Here is a 21,798-nt window from a genome sequence, read left to right as displayed (position 1 = left end):
TGACCGAGGCGCTGTTTTTTAGGGAAAATCTGATTAAATTTTAAATACCAACTAGTTACAATATATGACTAAAACAGTTTTTATTACAGGAGCAAGTTCCGGCATCGGTCAGGCTTGTGCCGAAGTTTTAGCGAAAGAGGGGTACAATCTTTTACTTTGCGCGCGCAGGTTAAACCGTTTAGAAACATTAAGAGATACGCTACTTGCGGCCTACCCGACTATCCAGATCCATATATTTGAACTTGATGTCCGAGATGCTGAGCAAGTTGCAAACCAAATTGAAGGTTTGCCCCCCGAATGGAAAAAAATAAATATTCTCATCAACAATGCTGGCCTGAGTCAAGGATTGGAACCTATTCAAGATGGTGATATCGGCGATTGGGACAGAATGATTGATACCAATATCAAAGGCTTATTGTATGTAAGTAAAGCTGTGATACCCCTTATGGATACTGAAAACGGTGCTCATATTGTTAATTTAGGATCCATTGCGGGAAAAGAGGTTTATCCGAATGGAAATGTGTACTGTGCCACCAAGCATGCCGTTGATGCGCTGACTAAAGCGATGCGTATTGATTTGCTTACGCAAGGCATTAAAGTAACCTCTATTGACCCCGGAATGGTAGAGACTGAGTTTTCGGAAGTTCGTTTTCATGGAGATCGAGAAAGAGCTAAAAATGTTTACAATGGTGTACAACCTCTAACAGGTAAAGATATTGCCGAAACGATTCTTTTCGTCATTACCAGACCTGCACACGTCAATATAAACGATCTCTTAATCATGCCTACAGCACAGGCTACAGGCACACTTGTCAATCGAAAATAATTTAAATATCATGTCATTAGAAATACAAATAAATCAAGACATTAAAGCGGCAATGATCGCAAAAGACACGGCAAAATTACGTGGTTTGCGTGCGATCAAAGCAGCTATCCTCTTAGCGAAAACAGAAAAAGGTCATGCAGAAGATCTTAGCCAGGAGGCGGAGATTAAAGTGTTACAAAAACTTGTCAAACAACGTCGCGAATCTGCTGAAATTTATAAGACTCAAAACCGTGAAGATCTGTATGAAATTGAAGTCGAGGAAGAAAAAGTAATTGAGGCTTACCTACCCAAACAGTTAAGTAAAGAAGAAGTTGAGACCGTCGTCAAAGCAATTATCGCTGAAACAGGGGCTTCTTCCATTAAAGATATGGGTAAAGTAATGGGCGCGACAAATCAAAAGCTTGCAGGACAAGCTGATGGCAAAACAATTTCTGAAGTCGTTAAAAGTCTTCTCGCATAAAAGTTTTCAAATCACTCGAGTCAAATTAAATCGGGTATGTCTTCCCTGATATATCGATTTAATTTGACTCTTTTTTTATTTTAATGATGGATTTTCAGTGGAACCTCAAGAAGTTTGATGAACTCAACAATAAAGAACTGTATCGTATCTTAAAGCTTCGAATGGAAGTTTTTGTTTTGGAACAAGAATGCTTATATCCTGAATTGGACGATAAGGACTTTTCTTGTCTCCATCTTTGGGCAGAACACAATGATGATATCATTGCATACACGAGATTAGTTCCCCCTGGTCTCTCCTATCCGCAGGCTTCCATCGGTCGGGTCATTGTTGCTGAGCAAGCCCGCGGAACCGGTTTGAGTCAACAATTAATGATTCATTCCATCAAATCTCTCTATAAAGAATTTGGTGAAGGCGAGATACAGATAGGTGCTCAATTTCATTTAAAATCCTTTTATGAAAAATTAGGGTTTAAACAAATCTCCGAGCCCTACCCTGATTATGGAATCCTCCATATTGATATGATTAAACCCGCAATTTAGTAAATTTAGGCATGCAAAACCTTGTCATCATCACAGCCGCCCTATTTGGCGGCCTCGCTATTATCCTAGGTGCATTTGGAGCCCATGCATTCAAAAAAATCCTATCAGCTGAAAAACTGGAATCCTTTGAGGTCGGCGTTCGCTATCAAATGTATGCTGCGCTAACCCTATTGATTCTAGGATTCAATTTCCACTTTGAGCTTCAGTCTGAACGAGTCGCATTTTATCTGATCACACTGGGAACTCTTTTATTCTCGGTAAGTATATATTTTCTATCGTTTGCTGAATACTGGAAAAAGAATCTAAAGTTTCTTGGCCCAATTACCCCGCTCGGTGGATTATTGATGATCGCAGGCTGGGTTGCTATTATCATTCGTTTTTTGTAGATTTGAAATAGATATGGCAATGATGTCTGCCCTTAACCGCCTTAATAAGCTGATGACGTCTACTATTTTAGTATAAAACAACAATTTTATATAAAGTGTAGACTTATGGCTATAACACATTCAAATCAAAGCAACCTTCATTTTTTTCTTAAATGGCTTATCTCCTGTAGCGCGATAGGTTTCATCGTAGGCTCTATTTGTGCGTTTTTTCTCTTTTCCCTCAATTGGGTAACGCAGTACCGAGAAGCTCATCCTTGGATAATTTATGGACTTCCCCTGGCGGGATTTGCCATAGCATTGTCCTATAAGTATTGGGGCAATCCATCAAGCAAAGGAAATAACCTGCTGATTGAAGAATACCTTCATCCCCAACGCCGCATTCCGCTTATCATGGCGCCTCTTGTCCTATTCGGAACTTTACTTACACATCTGTTTGGAGGTTCTGCAGGTCGTGAAGGAACCGCTGTACAGATCGGTGGAGCAGTTTCCGATCAGCTTAATCGCTGGTTTGACTTCGATAAAACTGAACGTCGCATCTTAATTTCGATCGGCATCACTGCAGGATTCGCCGCTGTGTTTGGGACCCCGCTCGCCGGAACGATATTCGGCTTGGAAGTCCTACTGATTGGCAAAAAAAGATATTTCGGTATCCTACCCTGTTTATTTACCGCCTATTTTGCGAACTTCAGCTGTCAATTATGGAATATTCCACACACCCATTATCCAATTCATGATGTTATTCCAATGCTGTCCTTGACCAATATTGGATTTAGCCTTGCCGCAGGCATTCTATTCGGCATTACAGCATGGCTTTTTACATTTACCAGCGATTTCTTTAGCCTTCAATTCAAACGAATTAAGTATACGCTATTTAGGCCTGTGATTGGCGGTATTATTTTGGTACTTATCATTACCTTATTTCACAGCAGCAGCTATATTGGACTTGGCATCCCGATGATTCAGAATGCATTTGTTGATCAGTCGAACTATTATGATTTTATTATCAAATTACTTTTGACGACTTTCACCCTTTCGGCCGGGTTTAAAGGCGGAGAAGTCACCCCGTTATTTTTTATCGGGGCAACTTTAGGTAGTGCATTAAGCACTATTATTCCACTTCCCGTCAGCCTGCTGGCTGCCATGGGTTTTGTAGCGGTATTTTCAGGCGCGACAAATACCCCGCTCGCCTGTGTTGTCATGGGGTACGAATTATTTGGTATTCAACCAATTTTATTTATAGCAATCGCCTGTATAGTTGCATTTTTGTTTTCTGGCAAAAAGGGAATTTATGTTGCGCAAAAAGGGGGGGTAAAGGAAAAGTTATACCGCAGACTTAATTTATAAACAAGACAATGCGTTTTCAGCTTTCTGTCTACCTCTTTGTATCCCTCCACTACAGTAGTTTTCCATGCAGAAAGAATGCTGCAACAGTAAAATAGATAATCAATCCGGAAACATCCACCAGCGTTGCTACAAACGGCGCTGATGCTGTCGCTGGATCCAATCCAAACCGACGTAGGATAAATGGAATAAACGATCCCGACAAAGTCCCCCATAAAACAATAAACAATAAGGAAACCGCAACCGTAAAACCAATTGAAATCCAATAAGGACCGTAGTCATATAGGCCAAGAAAATGCCAGGCCAATATCCGTAGAAATCCGATAGAACCTAATATCCCACCTAAGATTAAACCGGAAGAAACTTCGCGTTTCATCACGTACCACCAATCTTTAAGCTTTAACTCACCTAAAGCCATTGCACGAATAATTAAAGAGGCCGCCTGCGACCCCGAATTACCGCCACTGGATATAATCAAAGGAACAAATAGAGCCAGCACAACCGCCTTTTCCAATTCCCCTTCAAAAAAGCCCATTGCAGAGGCTGTAAGCATTTCGCTAAAAAACAAGATGATTAACCAGCCGGCTCTTTTTTGAATCAATTGCAACAAAGGAGTTTTGGTATAAGCCAGATCCAATTCTTCCATACCTCCAAATCGCTGAATATCTTCGGTATCCCGATCTTCAATTCGATCCAACACGTCATCAAATGTCACAATCCCGACCAATACGCCGGCTTCTGTAATGATAGGCAAAGCACTTCGGTCATATTTTTGAAAAATTTCAAATGCCTCTTCCATGGGTGTAGACGCCTTAATCGCAGCAAAGTTGTAGTCAATTAAGTCGGAAATTTTGGTAGAAGAATCCGATAGCAGTAATTGACCAATTTTCAAGTCATCGATCAATACGTTTTTCTCATCAACTACATAAATAAAATTAAGCGTTTCGGCCTTCCTTCCAAAAACCTTGATATGCCGAAAGACATCATCGACGGTATAATAAGGGCGCACCTGAACATACATTGGCGTCATCAGCCGAGCGATACTATCCTCTTTATATCCGATAAGCTCCAAAGCCATCTGCTTTTCGCGTTCATTCAATAGATTGATAAGGTACTTGATCAGATCATCAGGCAGCTCAGACAGCAATTCATTACGCGTATCCGGCTTCAAATTATTCAGCAATTCGGACAGTTCATGTTCCGTCATTGATTTGATCAACGTATATTGAACATCCATTTCAAAAAATGAAAAGATCTCCAATCTATCCTCCAAAGGATAGTCCATAAACTGTTGATGTTGTTCTCCCTTACTTAAACGCGATATTTCTTCCGCGATATCGGCTGGGTGTAATGCTGAATTTTGTTCCATTGGAAGAAAATTTTAATGGATTTAGCGCAAAAGTAGCTTATTTTGTATTATTTTCAACAATCTGAACAACTATTTTTCTATGGCAAATTGCTTAACGCCAATCGTAAGTCCCTTTCCCCTTGTATTTGGCAGGGCATACTGCTGAGGCTGCTGTTAGACTTTACAATAGCTTAAAAATTAATTAATCCAGGTACTAGCTCTACAGGCTCAATACCTGCCCTAAACAACCGTGCTGTTAAACCGCCTTGCAGTATAATATTCCCGTCACTTACGTGCAACCAGCTACCTTCACGCAAACCGATGACAGGTTGGCTATTCAATTGATGGAATTCCTGAATTCGTGTTTCTCTTGTCTCTCCTTTATGTGTGGAATTTGGATCTGGGTCCAAATAGTGCGGATTAATATTGAAGGGTAAAAAACCAAGCGCCTCAAAGCAAGCAGGATAAACAATAGGCATATCATTCGTGGTTCCAATTGTTAGTCCGGTCAAATTAGACCCTGCGGATGTACCGACATATGGAATCCCCTTTGCTACTTGTACGCGCAGTTGCGGAACCAAATCCAGATCATACAGCGTTTTTAAGAGTAAAAATGTATTTCCTCCACCAATAAAAATAGCTTTAGCATCCTGAATAGCCTTCTTCATATTGTCAAACTCATGGAGCCCCCTAACCGTCACGCCCTCATCTTTCAGGGCTTCTTGTACCTTAGCGGTATAAGCATCAAAGGAAATTCCTGAAGGTCTCGCAAAAGGGACAAATAGCAATTCGTCTGACTGAATAAATTCGACAAATTCCTGTTTAATATAAGCTAAAAATTCACTACCATAGATCGTACTTGTACTCACGACCAATAACTTGTACGCTGGATTAACATTCATCTTTTTTCGTTAAACTTTAAAATAAAAAGTACCTTTGGCTTTGTCAATTATGAAGCCAAAGGTACAGATTTCATTCCTTACTCTTTTCTATTTCTTGTCGGCAGCCTTTTTTTCCGTGCCCAATCTTTTATTTTCTTGCAGTGCCTTATGTAAAAGATATTCTATCTGCCCATTAACACTTCTAAACTCATCTGCAGCCCATTTTTCCAATGCTTTGTACATTTGGTCGTCTAAGCGTAGCATAAAGTTTTTCTTATCCGCCATTTCATTTCGTTTATTGGTACAAAGTACCTGTATTTACAATTGGTGTCGCTGCTTTCTCTCCACAGAGTACAACCATTAAATTGCTGACCATTGCTGCTTTTTTCTCGTTATCCAACTCTACAATATCTTTCTCAGACAATTTATGCAAGGCCATTTCCACCATCCCAACTGCACCATCTACGATCTTTGCCCTTGCGGCCACAATTGCTGCCGCCTGTTGTCTTTGAAGCATCGCACCAGCGATTTCTGACGCGTAGGCCAAATGGCTGATTCTTGCTTCCTTAATAATAACGCCAGCTGGCGCCAAACGATCCGACAACTCCTGCTCAAGAATATGGTTTACGGTATCTCCTCCCTCCCGTAAGGTTATTTCAGCACCTTCATCTTCCAAGTTATCATACGGAAAGCTTCCAGCCAAATGTCTTACTGCTGCTTCACTCTGCGTGCGTACATAAGATGTATAATTACTCACATCATAAGCAGCTTTATACGTGTCACCCACTTGCCACACGATCACTGCCCCAATCTCAATTGGGTTTCCCATCTTGTCATTTACTTTCAGCGTCTGTCCTTGCAGATTATCCGAACGAAGACTTATTTTAATCGTCGAATACAACGGATTGACAAAAAACAAACCATTTTCCTTAACGGTACCTACATATTTTCCGAAGAAATTCAACACACGGGAATGGTTTGGATTAATAATCATCAATCCCTTTAAAATGAAAAAAGTAGCAATCATCAATACAACCCCCAATACAACATACAGCGAACTTTCTTCTACGCTTGCAAATGAAAATATAGCTGCCACAAACGAGACAACAGCTATCAATAAAGCTAAATAGCCTGACATTGGTTTAATTAGTTTTTCCATAATTCGTTAATATATATTTGATATCATTTTAATATCATAAATATACTATAATATTTTTCATATTTCAAATGAAAATTTAAAATGATTATTTTTGATCATGCGCAAAAAGTCCTTTCTTCCTTTAGTAAACTCTGCGACAGAAACCCTCATCCTTGGCTCTTTGCCTGGAGATAAGTCTTTAGCAGAAAATGAATATTATGCACACCCACAAAATCGATTCTGGAAAGTAATCAAATATTTATTCAATGTACCAGAAAAAACAGGCTATAAGGAGAATGTGGAACTTTTACTCGAAAACAACATCGGTCTTTGGGATGTTTGTGCAGAAGCCTCTCGCCCCGGCAGCATGGATTTAGCCATACAAAATGAAGTTCCGAATCCAATTGACGAGTTACTGCAAACTTATCCCGCAATCACACAAATTATTTTCAACGGACAAAAAGCGTACAGTTTGTATTTAAAGCATTTCAGCAAAAGAGAAGACATTAAGTACAGATGCTTACCTAGCACAAGTCCAGCCAATGCAAAAAGTAATCTCGAAAATCTAATTCAACATTGGCGCATAATAATAAGTGATTAAATTGCACGAATTAGGTTCGTTAATTCAGTCCTATTGCTTATTTTTGCCCTAAGATGTCAGATTTAAAATACAATCAACGAGGCGTGTCCGCAGGGAAAGAGGATGTGCACAATGCGATAAAAAATATAGATAAGGGCCTGTTTCCCAAAGCATTTTGCAAAATAATTCCAGATATTTTGGGTGGAGATCCAGACTGGTGTAATATTATGCATGCGGATGGTGCTGGTACCAAATCTTCATTGGCTTACGTATACTGGAAGGAAACCGGTGATATTTCAGTTTGGAAAGGTATTGCACAAGATGCAATTATCATGAATATTGATGACTTGCTTTGTGTGGGAGCCATCGATAACATTCTTTTATCCTCAACGATTGGTAGAAATAAAAATCTTATTCCTGGAGAGGTGATCGCCGAAATTATCAATGGCACGGAAGAGATTCTATCTGAACTTCGGAATTTGGGCATTGGCATCTATTCTACAGGGGGTGAAACTGCCGACGTTGGCGACCTTGTTCGTACCATCATTGTTGATAGTACGGTGACCTGTCGTATGAAACGTGAAGACGTCATTTCAAATCATCGCATCAAAGGCGGCAATGTAATTGTTGGATTGGCATCGAATGGAAAAGCAACCTATGAACAGGCGTACAATGGCGGAATGGGTTCCAATGGACTAACTTCCGCACGTCATGATGTATTTAACAAAAAAGTAGCTGAAAAATATCCTGAAGCGTACGATCCTGCTGTTCCTTACAATTTAGTTTTCGCTGGGAGTCAGGACCTCACCAATGAAATCGAAGTTGAAACAGGAGAAAAAATAACTGCGGGTAAGCTTGTTCTTTCAGCGACGCGTACTTATGCGCCTGTTATCAAACAAATACTGGACAAATATCGTTCACAAATCGACGGAATGGTACATTGCTCAGGTGGAGCGCAAACAAAGGTTTTACACTTCGTTGATAATGTGCACGTTATCAAAGACAATCTTTTCCCAATCCCACCTCTTTTTGAATTAATACAGAAAGAATCCAATACAGACTGGAAAGAAATGTACAAAGTATTCAATATGGGACATCGCATGGAATTATATGTACCTGAATCAATTGCATCGGATATCATCGCTATTTCAGAGTCATTTGGCATTCCGGCTCAAATCATCGGCCGCGTAGAAGAATCCGCCGTTAAAAAAGTAACAATAACCTCTCCCTACGGAGAATTTATTTACGAATAAAAAAACACCCCTTGTCTCGTGCTTATAGGCGACGCAAGGGATGTTTTTTCAATTTGCTATACATGAAAGAAAAACTTCTCGTAGGTTGGAAAGAGACCCTTGATTTACCTGAACTGGGAATATTTGGTATAGAAGCAAAGGTTGATACGGGAGCGACTTCTTCGGTCTTGCATTGTAACTCTTACGAGATAGTTAACGAAGATGGTCAAGACTGGATCATCTGTGAACTCATCATTAATTTTGAAACCGAAGAGACAAAAACGCTAAAATTAAAACTTTATAAAGCAAAATTAGTTAAAAGCTCTTTTGGTCAAGAAGAAAAGCGATTTTATATCCGCACTACAGCAGCATTATATAACCAGGTATTTAGCATTAAGATATCCTTTAGAAACCGATCCCAGATGACCTATCCCATGCTTTTGGGAAAAAACTTTTTGTATAAAAGATTTTTGGTCGATGTTTCCAAGGAAAATCTCTCTAGAAAGGCCTCCGCAAAATAAAAACAATTAGCCAAGCTATTTTGTTATCTTAGCACAAAATATATTCAATATACAAATCGTGAAAATTGCCGTATTATCGACAGTAAAGAGCTTATACTCAACTCGTCGTCTCGTAGAAGCCGCACAACAAAGAGGACACGAATGTGTTGTCATCGATCACAGCAAATGTTATGTAGGCATTCAACAAGGTAAACCCAGTATTCATTATAAAGGACAGGATCTCAGTGATATTGATGCCATTATTCCCCGGATAGGAGCATCGGTAACATTCTATGGATCTGCTATCGTTAGACAATTTGAGGTGATGGATGTCATTTCCGCGAATCCGAGTCAAGCCATTACGCGTTCCCGAGACAAATTGAGATGCCTACAGATTTTATCCGGGGCAGGTATCGGACTCCCGATTACAGGATTTGCACGAACAGCCTCCGATGTGGACGACCTGATTAGTATGGTCGGTGGAGCTCCATTAGTGATCAAATTATTAGAAGGAACCCAAGGTATCGGTGTGGTACTTGCCGAAACCAAAAAAGCGGCCTCTTCTGTTATAGAAGCGTTCTACGGCCTGGGTAATAACATCCTGATCCAAGAGTTCATCAAAGAGTCTAAAGGCTCTGATATTCGCGCATTCGTGGTTGACGGCAAAGTTGTTGGAGCGATGAAACGCACGGCGAAAGAGGGTGAATTTAGATCAAACATTCATCGCGGCGGTACCGCACAGATTATCCGTTTAAGTAAGGCAGAGAAAGATACAGCTATTGCTGCTGCCGCGCAGTTAGGACTTACCGTATGTGGCGTCGATATGATCCCTTCCGATCGAGGCCCTTTAGTACTCGAAGTTAATTCATCTCCAGGTTTGGAAGGAATTGAGAAAGCGACAAAAAAAGATATTGCCTCAGAAATTATACAATATATTGAGAGACAATATGAAGCAAAGCAAGCTCAAATGCCTAAAGTCGTTAAGAAAAAGAAAAAAAGAGAAAGTAAATTATAAGGTTACTGGAATGAGCAATTAAAAGGGGGAGCGGTATATACTGCTCCCCCTTTTAATTGCTAAATAACCTAAACTCAACTAAAGTCGAATTTTTAATACTTCTTAAATTCGCCTACCGTTGCTTCCAATTTTTACTTATCTTACGCTAAATTATAAATTAATGAAAAGATTTAGCCATCTTCTATTTGCCTTTGTACTCGTACTAGCTGCATTTTCCTGGTCTTTTAGCCAAACAACTATTCAAAAGACGGCATCGCCAGCTTGGCTCCGGCCCACTACAAAAAAGGCCATAAAGCCAAATTTGGATGATATTAGTGATGGATATTACTACGAGCTAATCGAACATCAAATAAACTTGGCTACCCAAACAAAATATTATAAGGACATAAAAGTTCTATTTGATCAGACTGGAATCGAAAATCTGGGACAAATTCAGGTAACCTTTGACCCGCATTTTCAAAAACTTCAAATACATGAGCTAAAGGTTATTCGCAACGGCAAGGATATTAATCTACTACCGCAAGCAAAATTTAAACTCCTTGCCTCCGAAACGGAGCTTTCGAGATCTATCTACAATGGAAGTCAAATGGCCCATTATGTTTTGGAGGATTTACGTAAAGACGACAAGATTGTATTTGCTTATTCAATAATAGGTGTAAATCCAGTATTTGAACAGAAATTTTTCGACAGCTACTACTTACAGGGTTATGAACCTATAGGTCTTGTCCATCTCAACTATATTGTACCAAATGGTCGCAAACTTCAGTTTAAGAGTTTCAATGGCGCTCCTGAGGTGCAGCAACAGTCAACAGGAAATACAACAAATTTCTTCTGGGAGCTGACGGCGGACAAAACGGTTCAATACGAAGATTATAGCCCGTCATGGTACAGCCCTTTAAAATATATCCAATGCACGGAATTTAAAACCTGGCAGGAAGTTGATCAATGGAACCGTAAAATTAATCCCATTCCGCAAATAGCAACGACAAGTACACTGCAAACCTTCGTCAACCAACTTTGGAAAGAGTCCAATGGACAGTCCTATGCATACCTGAAAAAAGCCTGCGACTTTGTACAAAATGAGATACGTTATATGGGTATTGAGATGGGAGAATATTCGCACCGGGCAAATGTTCCAGAAAAAGTATTTTCCCAGCGCTACGGCGATTGTAAAGATAAATCAATGCTGCTGGCTACAATGCTCAAAAACAAGAATATTGATGTAGGACTCGTATTAGCCAATACCTATAAGAATAGAGGCCTGCAGGAAGAACTCCCCTCGCCCTATGCTTTCAACCATATGGTTATTGAAGTTAATATTGGTGGACGTTCTCAATATATTGACCCAACCATAACTCATCAGGGTGGAGATATCAAAAACAGGTATTTCCCAGCTTATGGGAAAGTACTCTCCACCATGGGTAGTGGAAAGCTTATAGACGTACCGCAGCATGTTACCGGCAATATTAAAGTCAAGGAAATGTTGACACTGGAGGGCAAATTTGAGGCTACCCTGGATGTCCACACAACTTATGTTGGAAATGAGGCGGAAGATATGCGCAGTTATTTTCAAAGTAGCGCCAAAAATGACATACAGAAGCAATACTTGGAGTATTACACAAAGATCTACCCGAAGATCAATAAAATTGGCCATATACAATACAAAGATGATATGGAGAATAATATTGTGGAGATCATCGAAAAGTATAAAATAAAGAACATTGGAAAGACGGAAAGCGGATCTACAAAAAAATATATTCCTTTGTTGGGAACAAATATCAATGAAAAGCTCCCAGAGATTATGGAGGATCGTATTGCTCCCCTAAGCCTTTCTTTTCCAACAGATCTAACCTACGAAATGTATATTGTCAACAGAGGGAAAAAGGAATTTGGCAATTACAGGGACAATAGTTATTTTGACCGGACTGCGTATGTCTTCGGTAAAACACTGGAAGTAAATCAAGATAGTATTAAGCTCGCATACACGTTAAGTTTCCACGAACCCTTTGTCGAACAAAAAGACCTGAAACAGTATTATACAGATTTTGCGGATCGTGATGATATCTTTTATAATGGCTTCTATCTTGACAATGACGGATATGTAACAGATGGGATACCTCGCTTAGGAACACCTTCTTCAGTCAATGAAGTTAATTGGTTTATTCTGATCCTATTCGTTCTTCTGGTGCCAGCCATCATCTGGTATATTGTTAAAAAGTATAATAAAACCAGAGCTTTTATCATCAAACCCTATGATGAGATCTATCACGATCAGATCGGCGGATGGATGATCGTACTGCTTATTGTACTATTTATAAATATAGTGACCCTATCCGGTATATTTTTCTTCCAGCAGTCCTTCTTTAATTTAAATACTTGGCAAGCGGCAGATCAGCTGGAAGGTGTTTCCCCCTTTTTATACAGAACTTTACTATTATTGGAAATAATCGGTAATATATTGGTACTAGCGGGTTTGATTTATAGCTGCATCTTGCTGATCAAGAAACGCGATATTTTCGCTCAGACCTTCTTTATGGTTGCACTATTTATGGCCGTATTCTGTACTATTGATGGAATTGTGTCCCATCTTATGTTTAAAAGTTATTTTGATAAAACAGAAGACTTGTTCACACATTATAAAGATACTATAAAATCAATTTTTTTCTTCTGCATTTGGGGAACTTACGTCTATAAATCGGAACGTGTAAAAGGCACCTGTGTTCGGACGTATCAGAACGATGAGATTATTCAGAAGGCTGCGACAGTTCATCCTTTTGATCAAGATTTTCTAAAGCCTTATTCAATTACAAAACAAAGAGAAAACGAAGCTGGAGCGGAATTTCAATCCCAGGGTGATAGAGCCAATAGCAGTCATCCCGAGGATCATCCAGATAAACCATAGTTACCACCTCGCGTAAAAATGGTTTCGTAAATAATATACGAAACCATTTTTTATGAAAATATGATTTACATTATTTCATCTTCATCACCATATTATCCGCGCCTTCAGTAGACACTTTTACCTGACCGGATTTGTTCTTCGTAGACTTATAATGGACATGATTTTTGACTCCCTCAATCTGAACAGTCTCTACTGAACCAATATGGACCATATTGTCTGCTCCTTCTATCGTCACCGTTGCAATGTCATTGCCTGTCACCGTATTCCCCTTCCCCTCAATAATCAATTTGCTCACATTGCCACGAATCACAACTTTATTGTCAGCTCCTTCTATTTGTACAATCTCTCCTCCTTTGGCCTCTATCGTACGGTTATTGTTCACCCCTTCAATCGAGATAACTTTTCCCTGTTGATTAACCACATCGTTCGTTAGAGTCTTGGAAAATGGCTCTTTGGCCGCTATCACCAAGCTTCCGATCAGAAGAAGCGAAAATCCAACTGTAATTGTTCTTAGTTTCATAATGCTCTATTTTCTACAGTTCAACAAAAATCAAACCTAATTTCAGATTTAAAAGGGATATGAGCTGTAATATACTACGTCAATTGCCTCAAAAGTATAATTGGGGAATAAGAACTAAAATGAAATATAGCATGTGTTAGGGGTACTTGGAACATAACGTCCCAAAAAAGATACAGCATCCGTTACAACAAAAAAAGGAGCCTAACAGGCTCCTTTAATATCTCTAACAAATTGACAACGGATTAAAAACTCTATTTTACTGCGTCTACAACTGCTTTGAAAGCTTCTGGGTTATTTAAAGCTAAGTCAGCTAAAACCTTACGGTTCAAACCAATATTCTTAGCGTTTAATTTACCGATCAATTGGGAATAAGAAATTCCGTGTTGACGAGCTCCAGCGTTGATACGTTGAATCCATAAAGCTCTAAACTCGCGTTTTTTGGTTTTACGATCGCGGTAAGCGTATTGTAAACCTTTTTCTACTGTATTTTTAGCAATAGTATAAACTTTGCTACGTGATCCAAAGTAACCTTTTGCAAGGCCTAGGATTTTTTTGCGTCTTCTTCTAGAAGCTACTGCGTTAACCGAACGTGGCATATTTTTAAAATTAGTTTGGTAGAAGGTGTCATGTATTTCAATGAACTTACAACCTTGTACCCGGTTAAAAAATTATTATTAAATAAAATCGAATAAAACTTATTTACCGATAGCAAGCATACGTTTTACGTTGCCCATATCGCCATCAGATACATAACTTGTTTGTGTTAAGTTACGTTTACGTTTTGTGCTCTTTTTTGTCAAGATGTGGCTTTTGAAAGCGTTTTTTCTTGCAATTTTACCTGTTCCAGTCAATTTGAAACGTTTCTTTGCGCTGGAATTGGTTTTAACTTTTGGCATAATACTTATAAATTTTATATCAATCTGTTAGAATTCTTATTATTTTTTAGGAGCCTTTGGAGCTACTGTCAAAAACATGCGTTTACCTTCTAATTTGGGCAAAAGCTCTACTTTACCGTAGTCTTCCAAGGCCTGAGCGAAGCGCAACAACAAGATCTCACCTTGATCCTTGTGTACAATAGCGCGACCTTTGAAGTGTACATAAGCGCGAACTTTCTCTCCACTTTCTAGAAACTTAATAGCATGTTTCAATTTGAACTCAAAATCATGCTCACCAGAGTTAGGTCCGAAACGAATTTCTTTAATAACAGTCTGTTTTGCATTAGCTTTGATTTCCTTTTGTTTCTTCTTCTGTTCGTAAACAAACTTACTGTAGTCGATAATCTTACAAACCGGCGGTACAGCATTTGGCGAAATCTCCACTAAATCAAGTTCCAACTCATCAGCCAACTCTAACGCTTTGCGCGTAGGGTAAACTCCTTGTTCCACATTATCTCCTACCAAGCGCACCTCCGGTACCTTGATTAACTCATTAATGCGGTGATCTGGTTCTTTCTTTCTCATTGGTGGTCTTGGACCACCGGGTCTTTTTAATGCCAAATGTTTAAAAATTAAACGGTTATTTCCTTAATTAATATATCTCTAAATGCCTCAGCAGTCATTGTTCCCAATTCCACTGAGCCATGTTTACGTACAGAAACTGTGCCATTTTCCACCTCTTTTTCCCCTACAATCAACATATAAGGAAGCTTTTTCACTTCGGCGTCTCTGATTTTTCTGCCCACTTTCTCGTCACGTAAGTCTATCAGTCCGCGAATATCGGAATTATTTAGCGAATTCAAAACATTTTGCGCATATTCTTCGTATTTTTCTGAAACTGGCAAGACGATAAATTGCTCAGGTGCAAGCCATAACGGGAATTGACCCGCACAATGTTCGATTAGTACAGCTACAAAACGTTCCAAAGATCCAAAAGGTGCACGGTGAATCATTACTGGACGATGCTTCATATTATCACTTCCAGTATATTCCAATTCAAAACGCTCAGGTAAATTGTAATCGACCTGTATTGTACCTAATTGCCACTTCCGTCCTAAAGCATCCTTCACCATAAAGTCTAACTTAGGACCATAGAAAGCTGCCTCTCCATATTCCACGACTGTCGGTAAACCTTTCTCTTCAGCAGCCTCAATAATCGCAGACTCAGCCAAAGCCCAATTTTCGTCAGTACCAATATATTTTGTACGGTTTTCAGGGTCACGTAATGACACTTGTGCTGTATAATCATTAAAGCCTAACGCTCCAAATACATAAAGAACCAAGTCTATTACCTTTTTGAATTCATCTTTAACCTGATCAGGACGACAAAACAAATGCGCATCATCTTGCGTAAACCCACGAACCCTTGTCAAACCGTGAAGCTCACCAGATTGCTCGTAACGATATACAGTACCAAACTCAGCAAAGCGAACCGGTAAGTCCTTATACGAGCGTGGTTTTACTTTATAAATTTCACAATGATGCGGACAATTCATTGGTTTTAACAAAAACTCTTCTCCTTCGATAGGAGTCTTTATTGGTTGAAATGAATCCGCGCCATATTTCTCATAGTGTCCAGAAGTCACATATAACTGCTTATGTCCGATATGCGGCGTAACAACAGGCTCATACCCTGAGTTTAACTGTGCTTTCTGCAAGAAGTCTATAAGCTTTTGACGTAATGCAGCTCCTTTAGGCAACCAAAGTGGCAAACCTGCACCAACTTTTTCAGAAAAAGCAAAAAGTTCCAACTCTTTCCCAAGTTTACGGTGATCGCGTTTTTTCGCCTCTTCTATAAATTTCAAATACTCTGTAAGCTCCGATGCCTTAGGGAACGTAACACCGTAAATACGTGTCAACTGTTTGCGAGACTCATCACCTCTCCAGTAAGCACCGGCAACATTAGTCAATTTAATCGCTTTGATAAACCCAGTATTTGGAATATGAGGGCCACGACATAAATCTGTAAATTCCCCTTGCGTGTAGAAAGTAATCTTTCCATCTTCCAAGTCTTTGATTAAGTCTAGCTTATACTCATCTCCTTTTTCAGTAAAGTAAGCCAATGCATCAGATTTCGAAACAGCTTTACGTTCAAATGTTTCTTTCCGTTTAGCCAGCTCCAGCATCTTGTCTTCGATGGCTTTAAAGTCATCAGACGAGAATTCACGATCACCAAAATCAACATCGTAGTAAAATCCGGTTTCAATCGCGGGACCAATACCAAATTTAATCCCCGGATACAATGCCTCCAAAGCCTCAGCCAATAAGTGGGCTGAAGAATGCCAAAAAGTGGATTTACCTTTGGTATCATTCCAGGTTAATAACTTAACAGTAGCATCATCTTCAATAGCACGGGCAGAATCCCACACCTCACCATTTACTTCGGCAGCAAGAACGTTTCTTGCAAGCCCCTCTGAGATGGATAACGCAATCTCTGCAGCAGTGATTCCTTTTTGATACTCTCTTACGGAACCATCCGGTAGTGTAATTTTAATCATTTACAACTATGATCTTTAAATTGTTAAAAAATAGAAAACATAAAACAACATGTACAATTATGTTATTACACTTACGTTTTCAATAAATAAATTGTGACACAAATTTAGTAAAAATTCTGATAAAATAACAGGTTTTTTGCGCTATTCAACGCATTATACAGGGCACTTACAAGCTTCGCTCCTCTCCACTGTTCAAACACACCGACTTCATTGGCTTTACACACTTTACATCCTCATGGTTGCAGTTTAAAACGGATTGATAATCTGATCTTATTGACCAGCAATGTCGCTCTATCGCACCGAGGTACATCCCTACAATTAATGAAAATCAGGTTATATATTAACAGTGAAACAACACTCTTTTTGTAGGGATATAACAGGGGGTTAGCAGGGGTAAATCCCTACTAACCCCCTGTTATATCCCTACAAAAAGAGTGTTGTTTCACTGTTAATAGAAAACATAGTATAGGCCTGATAGCATGGTAGCGGTAAACTATGTGCTTTGTTTAAACATGAACCTAAAAACAAAGGGATAAAAGCAGATTATTACCAGCTACTATATATAAAAAAATGACAGGGCAGCTACTTAAAAGCAACAGGACAAATTGAGCATCTCATTAATATTTGCTACCTTTGCAGACTGAAATTTTAACTATGTCAAATCAAGTACCAGAAGACGGAACACTATTACCCCTAATGGAAGAATTTTACACGATTCAGGGAGAAGGCTACCATACCGGGACTGCTGCTTATTTCATACGATTGGGTGGTTGCGATGTTGGCTGCCATTGGTGCGATGTAAAGGAAAGCTGGGATGCATCTATCCACCCCCTTACAGCCGCAGATTCGATTATCGAAAATGCAAAGAAATATCCGGCAAAAACAGTTGTCATTACGGGTGGCGAACCGCTTATTTATAATTTGGATTACCTAACAAAAGGGCTTCATGAGGCAGGGATTAAAACGTTTATTGAAACCTCTGGTGCATATCCTCTGAGTGGTGAATGGGACTGGATATGTTTATCTCCAAAAAAATTCAAAGCACCACGCAAAGATGTATTAGAAGCTGCTGGTGAACTTAAAGTTATCGTCTTCAATAAAAGCGATTTCGCTTGGGGAGAAGAATATGCACAACTTGTAGGGCCAAACTGCAGATTATACCTTCAACCTGAATGGTCGAAATCTAAAGAAATGACACCTTCTATTATTGATTACGTAAAAGAAAACCCTAAATGGGATATTTCACTACAAACACATAAGTTTTTAAACATTCCTTAATAGTGAAATGCACGATTAAATAGACACAAAAAAGGCTTTCGACAGTATCGAAAGCCTTTTTTTTATCAATCTATATTAATGTATATCATTTAAATCACTTCACATAGGTTTTTAAAAAAGCGTCGAGGTCTAGCGTCTTCGTTTCTTCACCTTCCTTCTCCCTGACCAGCACATTTCCAGCATTATCAGCATCTAGAAATAATAAGTTCGCCTTTAATAAAATCTTTCCATTTTCATCCAACAATCCAACTTTACCATTTTCAGAGAACATCAAATAATTGTCTAAAAATTTACTGATATTTTCCTTCTTGTCAAGCAGAACTTTTCCTTCCTGTGTAACCAATCCAAAATTACCATCCTTCTGAAAAATAGCAAGTTTTTGATTTGCTGGCGTAAGCCAGTCAAACCCTTCCTTATTTACCTTCCCCCCCTTCTTATCCAACAACCAAAAATAATTATCCTTATCTGAAACAATAGCAGTCTGCTCATTAAAATACGCTAAAGAGAAAAGAGAGCAAGGCAGTACATCTTCTCCCGCCATGTTTTTTATACCATAGTATTCATCATTGGTATCTTTATCCTTGACCATGGTCCATTTAAGTGACTTATCCAATGGGAAAGTATCTTCAAATAAACTCACATCTTCCCCCTCACTCGTATTACCTTCCCCCGAGATATCAATCACCTTTGCATTTTTGGGAAGCTCGAAATCTGCCGCAGAAGATACATTGGTGACTTTCGTTGTTTCAAAACCAAGGTCATTGTTCTCACCCAAAGACAATTTGAGCACACCTCCAGGCAAATCATTGATAAATGAAAATGCCGTCAAATAATAAGTAGGCACCGCTTCCGAATACCATACCGTTGCTACTGCGGAATCGGTATGGTTTTTTATCAATAACTTTGCTTTCTTACAGGTAATTCCCGCGATCGATTCGATCTCGCCCATGTCCTGCAACTGCACATAAGGACCTTCCGACTCCCCTAACTTCGCAATGACAATCTTATAGGCCGGATTGTATGCTTCGGCAGTAACAATATCATCGCCGACCGAATACGAATATGTTTTTGCTAATTTTCGATTTAAAATAGCATGTGCTTTTTGATTCACGACAGTGGAAGAATAATCGGCATCAGTTAAAATTTCCACATTCCGATAAGCCATTTTTCCTTTCAAAAATGGCTCATAAAACTCTTTTGCAAATTCCGGAACTTCATTTTCAAATTTTTCAGGTGAAACTTCACCTTTAAACACCAACTCCATCTGCCATTGCTTATCTTGCGCATAAGTTGTCGAAATTGATAATCCAAATAATAGTGCAGCGCTGAGTAAATTATTCATAAGAATGATAAATATGTAGCTAAATAACAAAAGACAGACCAAAAAGCCTATCTTTTGCTCTATTTTTTTATTTATTTACTTTTTTCTCTTCATATTTCCATAAAATGTAAAAACGTGATCGCTAATCAAAATAAACTACAATTTTATCATCTGCCCAGTTTTCACCGCTTCGTCACATGCCAAAGCAATCCGTAGACTATTAACGGCATCTTCCATCGAATCAGAAAGGTCCAAATTATCTACAATAGCCTGCAGAAAGAATAACTGCTCCCGATTACATAATTCTTGATGATCAGGCTCATCGGATAAGTTGACCCACTCATCGACCTTCGTAAATTCGTTTGCCGAATCTAAATCGGCGTAATGTACGCGAAGGCTTTCTGTTTGTGTATGGGATGCTACCGAATCCGATTTACCTTCATCGCTTGCTTTGTTTGCGACAATGGAAACGGCGCCCTTAGGTCCAAAAACGTCCTTTACAAAAAAAGCGTTCTGACTAATCATTGGTCCCCATCCGGCTTCATACCATCCTACGGACCCATCTTCAAAATGCAGTTGCAATTGTCCGTAGTTGTAGTTCCAGGCAGGAATCTCATCGGTTAACCGTGCACCTATTGCAGATACATACAATGGCTTAGCCCCCACCATTTGACACATGACATCAATATAATGAACTCCGCAGTCAACAATGGGACTTAAACTAGACATTAGATTTTTATGCACATCCCACATATACCCATGGCTCTGTTGATTCAGGTTCATACGCATAACAAGCGGCTTTCCCATTGTTTTGGATATTTCAATAAATTTGACCCAGGAGGGATGATACCTCAAAATATATCCAACAACCAGTTTTTTATCGTATTGCACCGCTGCATCGACGACTTCCTGCGCCGAAATCACGTCTTCAGCTAAAGGCTTTTCAATAAAAACATGAGCGCCAGCCTGAAAGGCTTTTATAGCATACGCTTTATGTGTATCTGGATAGGTCGCAATACAAACGGCATCCGGTTTCGTTTCCTGAAGTGCATCCTCATAAGATTCAAACAGTTTATAGTTACCTCCCAATTGCTCATTCAGTTTACTTTTGCTCTCCCCGCGAGCTACTAGACCCACAATTTGAAACCCATCTAAATCGTGATACGCCTTCGCATGAGATGCGCCCATATTTCCACATCCAACAACCAATATTTTAATAACCTGTTGCATCATTTCTTCTATTTCTATATTATTTCTTTAATCCATCCAACGCAAATGCTGCTCCTGTCCCCAATGCAGCACCTGCTAACACATCGGAGGGAAAATGTACGCCCAAATACATCCTTGAATATCCCACGCTACTCGCCCATAAAAGTGATGGCGCAACGACGTACCACTTCGAGTATGCTCGAGACAAAGCAGAAGCCGTAGCAAAAGCAGATGACGTATGACCAGAGGGAAAGGAATACCCACCGGCTGTACGAACCGATATGAAATTAGGATATTTTTTAAATGGCCTACTTCGCTTAAAGATATGTTTTAAACCAACATTCACTAGCGCTGTTACAGCCGTACTACTAGCAACATACAGGGCATTCTGACGCATTGCCTTATCATCGTTGACCGCACCGGCAACCAGTAAACCGACAGGAACGGCTATCTGAACATAGTTATTGATATCAGAAAGCACTTTAAATGTTTGTGTTTGTGGCGCTGTCCTAGTCTCAGCTATGGACTCCAATATCCGGATATCTAACGTAGACGCTGGACTTTCTTGTCCTAGAACAGGGCCATAAAGACAGTTAATCCAACAAATAAAAATAAAAGCTAATCTTTTCATCTGACAAATAATTGATCTAATTTACAATTCCCTTGAATTAGGTACCATTAAACACACTACTCCAATTTATTAAACAACAACTTTCTCCCCCCACTATTGTCACTTTTATCCGCTATTAACTTAATAAGTCACCCCCCAATCCTTAAAAATAAGGAAATTTATGAGAGTTGTCACCCTATAAAGAAACATTTCGATTGGACAAAATTTCACAGCTCGCTATTGGAGTAATTCAAACAGCCTACTATAGGATAGGAAATC

The 21,798-nt window shown here is 39.3% G+C and carries 23 protein-coding genes and 1 riboswitch; of the genes, 11 read left to right on the top strand and 12 right to left on the bottom strand.

Annotation, left to right across the window (positions count from 1 at the left end; translation table 11 throughout):
- Positions 1 to 64 precede the first annotated feature (64 nt).
- The 5 genes from AAW12_RS15050 to AAW12_RS15030 all read left to right on the top strand — a co-directional run bounded on the left by AAW12_RS15050 (position 65) and on the right by AAW12_RS15030 (position 3,555).
- Positions 65 to 826: an SDR family oxidoreductase gene (locus tag AAW12_RS15050; protein ID WP_046674476.1), complete on the top strand. Its 762-nt coding sequence runs from the start codon at positions 65 to 67 to the stop codon at positions 824 to 826.
- 10 nt (positions 827 to 836) lie between these two features.
- Positions 837 to 1,286 carry a GatB/YqeY domain-containing protein gene (locus tag AAW12_RS15045; RefSeq protein ID WP_046674475.1) on the top strand — a complete coding sequence of 150 codons (450 nt, stop codon included), beginning with the start codon at positions 837 to 839 and terminating at the stop codon, positions 1,284 to 1,286.
- 83 nt (positions 1,287 to 1,369) lie between these two features.
- Positions 1,370 to 1,825 (top strand): GNAT family N-acetyltransferase, encoded by a 456-nt coding sequence (locus AAW12_RS15040; protein ID WP_046674474.1) that lies wholly within the window; start codon positions 1,370 to 1,372, stop codon positions 1,823 to 1,825.
- 11 nt (positions 1,826 to 1,836) lie between these two features.
- Complete coding sequence (locus tag AAW12_RS15035) at positions 1,837 to 2,211, top strand: DUF423 domain-containing protein (protein WP_046674473.1); 375 nt, start codon at positions 1,837 to 1,839, stop codon at positions 2,209 to 2,211.
- 6 nt (positions 2,212 to 2,217) lie between these two features.
- A riboswitch (Fluoride riboswitch) is annotated at positions 2,218 to 2,280 on the top strand.
- A gap of 36 nt (positions 2,281 to 2,316) precedes the next feature.
- A complete protein-coding gene (locus AAW12_RS15030) occupies positions 2,317 to 3,555 on the top strand; it encodes a voltage-gated chloride channel family protein (RefSeq protein ID WP_046674472.1) in 1,239 nt (412 codons plus the stop codon).
- 49 nt (positions 3,556 to 3,604) lie between these two features.
- Here AAW12_RS15030 and mgtE read toward each other — a convergent pair whose 3' ends face one another.
- The 4 genes from mgtE to AAW12_RS15015 all read right to left on the bottom strand — a co-directional run bounded on the left by mgtE (position 3,605) and on the right by AAW12_RS15015 (position 6,940).
- A complete protein-coding gene (mgtE, locus tag AAW12_RS15025) occupies positions 3,605 to 4,921 on the bottom strand; it encodes a magnesium transporter (protein ID WP_046674471.1) in 1,317 nt (438 codons plus the stop codon).
- Positions 4,922 to 5,091: 170 nt separating this feature from the next.
- Positions 5,092 to 5,802 carry a dipeptidase PepE gene (gene pepE, locus AAW12_RS15020; protein WP_046674470.1) on the bottom strand — a complete coding sequence of 237 codons (711 nt, stop codon included), beginning with the start codon at positions 5,800 to 5,802 and terminating at the stop codon, positions 5,092 to 5,094.
- A gap of 87 nt (positions 5,803 to 5,889) precedes the next feature.
- Positions 5,890 to 6,066, bottom strand: coding sequence for a ribbon-helix-helix domain-containing protein (locus AAW12_RS26070; RefSeq protein ID WP_084823201.1), 177 nt, complete (start codon positions 6,064 to 6,066; stop codon positions 5,890 to 5,892).
- A 10-nt stretch (positions 6,067 to 6,076) separates the two neighbouring features.
- On the bottom strand, positions 6,077 to 6,940 hold the full coding sequence (locus tag AAW12_RS15015) for an SPFH domain-containing protein (protein WP_046674469.1): 864 nt from the start codon (positions 6,938 to 6,940) through the stop codon (positions 6,077 to 6,079).
- 97 nt (positions 6,941 to 7,037) lie between these two features.
- Here AAW12_RS15015 and AAW12_RS15010 point away from each other — a divergent pair, with 97 nt between their 5' ends.
- The 5 genes from AAW12_RS15010 (at position 7,038) to AAW12_RS14990 (ending at position 13,148) form a co-directional block, all read left to right on the top strand.
- A complete protein-coding gene (locus AAW12_RS15010; protein WP_046674468.1) occupies positions 7,038 to 7,520 on the top strand; it encodes a DNA-deoxyinosine glycosylase in 483 nt (160 codons plus the stop codon).
- A gap of 53 nt (positions 7,521 to 7,573) precedes the next feature.
- Positions 7,574 to 8,752, top strand: coding sequence for an AIR synthase related protein (locus tag AAW12_RS15005; protein WP_046674467.1), 1,179 nt, complete (start codon positions 7,574 to 7,576; stop codon positions 8,750 to 8,752).
- Positions 8,753 to 8,814: 62 nt separating this feature from the next.
- Positions 8,815 to 9,252: an ATP-dependent zinc protease gene (locus AAW12_RS15000; protein ID WP_046674466.1), complete on the top strand. Its 438-nt coding sequence runs from the start codon at positions 8,815 to 8,817 to the stop codon at positions 9,250 to 9,252.
- A 58-nt stretch (positions 9,253 to 9,310) separates the two neighbouring features.
- The gene (gene rimK, locus AAW12_RS14995; protein WP_046674465.1) at positions 9,311 to 10,246 is read left to right on the top strand and encodes a 30S ribosomal protein S6--L-glutamate ligase; all 936 of its coding nucleotides are present in this window, start codon (positions 9,311 to 9,313) and stop codon (positions 10,244 to 10,246) included.
- Between the two features lie 160 nt (positions 10,247 to 10,406).
- Positions 10,407 to 13,148 carry a DUF3857 domain-containing protein gene (locus AAW12_RS14990; RefSeq protein ID WP_046674464.1) on the top strand — a complete coding sequence of 914 codons (2,742 nt, stop codon included), beginning with the start codon at positions 10,407 to 10,409 and terminating at the stop codon, positions 13,146 to 13,148.
- Positions 13,149 to 13,218: 70 nt separating this feature from the next.
- Here AAW12_RS14990 and AAW12_RS14985 read toward each other — a convergent pair whose 3' ends face one another.
- From AAW12_RS14985 to thrS, 5 genes are all read right to left on the bottom strand, one after another.
- Positions 13,219 to 13,668: a DUF3060 domain-containing protein gene (locus AAW12_RS14985; RefSeq protein ID WP_046674463.1), complete on the bottom strand. Its 450-nt coding sequence runs from the start codon at positions 13,666 to 13,668 to the stop codon at positions 13,219 to 13,221.
- Between the two features lie 251 nt (positions 13,669 to 13,919).
- Positions 13,920 to 14,264 carry a 50S ribosomal protein L20 gene (gene rplT, locus AAW12_RS14980; RefSeq protein ID WP_046674462.1) on the bottom strand — a complete coding sequence of 115 codons (345 nt, stop codon included), beginning with the start codon at positions 14,262 to 14,264 and terminating at the stop codon, positions 13,920 to 13,922.
- 99 nt (positions 14,265 to 14,363) lie between these two features.
- Complete coding sequence (gene rpmI / locus AAW12_RS14975; RefSeq protein WP_002993964.1) at positions 14,364 to 14,564, bottom strand: 50S ribosomal protein L35; 201 nt, start codon at positions 14,562 to 14,564, stop codon at positions 14,364 to 14,366.
- A 39-nt stretch (positions 14,565 to 14,603) separates the two neighbouring features.
- A complete protein-coding gene (gene infC / locus AAW12_RS14970; protein ID WP_083295912.1) occupies positions 14,604 to 15,164 on the bottom strand; it encodes a translation initiation factor IF-3 in 561 nt (186 codons plus the stop codon).
- 11 nt (positions 15,165 to 15,175) lie between these two features.
- Positions 15,176 to 17,101, bottom strand: coding sequence for a threonine--tRNA ligase (gene thrS, locus AAW12_RS14965; protein ID WP_046674460.1), 1,926 nt, complete (start codon positions 17,099 to 17,101; stop codon positions 15,176 to 15,178).
- Between the two features lie 654 nt (positions 17,102 to 17,755).
- Here thrS and AAW12_RS14960 point away from each other — a divergent pair.
- A complete protein-coding gene (locus AAW12_RS14960; protein ID WP_046674459.1) occupies positions 17,756 to 18,379 on the top strand; it encodes a 7-carboxy-7-deazaguanine synthase QueE in 624 nt (207 codons plus the stop codon).
- A gap of 94 nt (positions 18,380 to 18,473) precedes the next feature.
- Here AAW12_RS14960 and AAW12_RS14955 read toward each other — a convergent pair whose 3' ends face one another.
- The 3 genes from AAW12_RS14955 to AAW12_RS14945 all read right to left on the bottom strand — a co-directional run bounded on the left by AAW12_RS14955 (position 18,474) and on the right by AAW12_RS14945 (position 21,540).
- Positions 18,474 to 19,721 carry a hypothetical protein gene (locus AAW12_RS14955; RefSeq protein ID WP_046674458.1) on the bottom strand — a complete coding sequence of 416 codons (1,248 nt, stop codon included), beginning with the start codon at positions 19,719 to 19,721 and terminating at the stop codon, positions 18,474 to 18,476.
- Positions 19,722 to 19,856: 135 nt separating this feature from the next.
- Positions 19,857 to 20,933, bottom strand: coding sequence for a Gfo/Idh/MocA family protein (locus AAW12_RS14950; RefSeq protein ID WP_084823200.1), 1,077 nt, complete (start codon positions 20,931 to 20,933; stop codon positions 19,857 to 19,859).
- Positions 20,934 to 20,949: 16 nt separating this feature from the next.
- Positions 20,950 to 21,540, bottom strand: a complete 591-nt coding sequence (locus AAW12_RS14945) for a phosphatase PAP2 family protein (protein WP_053003734.1) — start codon at positions 21,538 to 21,540, stop codon at positions 20,950 to 20,952.
- Between the last annotated feature and the right edge of the window lie 258 nt (positions 21,541 to 21,798).

The organism is Sphingobacterium sp. Ag1, assembly GCF_000988325.1.
GTDB lineage: Bacteria > Bacteroidota > Bacteroidia > Sphingobacteriales > Sphingobacteriaceae > Sphingobacterium.
The sequence above is the reverse complement of the archived record's forward strand: the minus strand, read 5'-3'. Positions and strand labels throughout refer to the sequence as shown.

What these genes read in the sequence shown, in the direction of transcription:
- AAW12_RS15050 (WP_046674476.1), top strand. Translation starts at nt 65, where the DNA reads ATGACTAAAACAGTTTTTATTACAGGAGCAAGTTCCGGCATCGGTCAG.
- AAW12_RS15045 (WP_046674475.1), top strand. Translation starts at nt 837, where the DNA reads ATGTCATTAGAAATACAAATAAATCAAGACATTAAAGCGGCAATGATC.
- AAW12_RS15040 (WP_046674474.1), top strand. Translation starts at nt 1,370, where the DNA reads ATGATGGATTTTCAGTGGAACCTCAAGAAGTTTGATGAACTCAACAAT.
- AAW12_RS15035 (WP_046674473.1), top strand. Translation starts at nt 1,837, where the DNA reads ATGCAAAACCTTGTCATCATCACAGCCGCCCTATTTGGCGGCCTCGCT.
- AAW12_RS15030 (WP_046674472.1), top strand. Translation starts at nt 2,317, where the DNA reads ATGGCTATAACACATTCAAATCAAAGCAACCTTCATTTTTTTCTTAAA.
- mgtE (WP_046674471.1), bottom strand. Translation starts at nt 4,921, where the DNA reads ATGGAACAAAATTCAGCATTACACCCAGCCGATATCGCGGAAGAAATA.
- pepE (WP_046674470.1), bottom strand. Translation starts at nt 5,802, where the DNA reads ATGAATGTTAATCCAGCGTACAAGTTATTGGTCGTGAGTACAAGTACG.
- AAW12_RS26070 (WP_084823201.1), bottom strand. Translation starts at nt 6,066, where the DNA reads ATGGCGGATAAGAAAAACTTTATGCTACGCTTAGACGACCAAATGTAC.
- AAW12_RS15015 (WP_046674469.1), bottom strand. Translation starts at nt 6,940, where the DNA reads ATGGAAAAACTAATTAAACCAATGTCAGGCTATTTAGCTTTATTGATA.
- AAW12_RS15010 (WP_046674468.1), top strand. Translation starts at nt 7,038, where the DNA reads ATGCGCAAAAAGTCCTTTCTTCCTTTAGTAAACTCTGCGACAGAAACC.
- AAW12_RS15005 (WP_046674467.1), top strand. Translation starts at nt 7,574, where the DNA reads ATGTCAGATTTAAAATACAATCAACGAGGCGTGTCCGCAGGGAAAGAG.
- AAW12_RS15000 (WP_046674466.1), top strand. Translation starts at nt 8,815, where the DNA reads ATGAAAGAAAAACTTCTCGTAGGTTGGAAAGAGACCCTTGATTTACCT.
- AAW12_RS14990 (WP_046674464.1), top strand. Translation starts at nt 10,407, where the DNA reads ATGAAAAGATTTAGCCATCTTCTATTTGCCTTTGTACTCGTACTAGCT.
- AAW12_RS14985 (WP_046674463.1), bottom strand. Translation starts at nt 13,668, where the DNA reads ATGAAACTAAGAACAATTACAGTTGGATTTTCGCTTCTTCTGATCGGA.
- rplT (WP_046674462.1), bottom strand. Translation starts at nt 14,264, where the DNA reads ATGCCACGTTCGGTTAACGCAGTAGCTTCTAGAAGAAGACGCAAAAAA.
- rpmI (WP_002993964.1), bottom strand. Translation starts at nt 14,564, where the DNA reads ATGCCAAAAGTTAAAACCAATTCCAGCGCAAAGAAACGTTTCAAATTG.
- thrS (WP_046674460.1), bottom strand. Translation starts at nt 17,101, where the DNA reads ATGATTAAAATTACACTACCGGATGGTTCCGTAAGAGAGTATCAAAAA.
- AAW12_RS14960 (WP_046674459.1), top strand. Translation starts at nt 17,756, where the DNA reads ATGTCAAATCAAGTACCAGAAGACGGAACACTATTACCCCTAATGGAA.
- AAW12_RS14955 (WP_046674458.1), bottom strand. Translation starts at nt 19,721, where the DNA reads ATGAATAATTTACTCAGCGCTGCACTATTATTTGGATTATCAATTTCG.
- AAW12_RS14950 (WP_084823200.1), bottom strand. Translation starts at nt 20,933, where the DNA reads ATGATGCAACAGGTTATTAAAATATTGGTTGTTGGATGTGGAAATATG.
- AAW12_RS14945 (WP_053003734.1), bottom strand. Translation starts at nt 21,540, where the DNA reads ATGAAAAGATTAGCTTTTATTTTTATTTGTTGGATTAACTGTCTTTAT.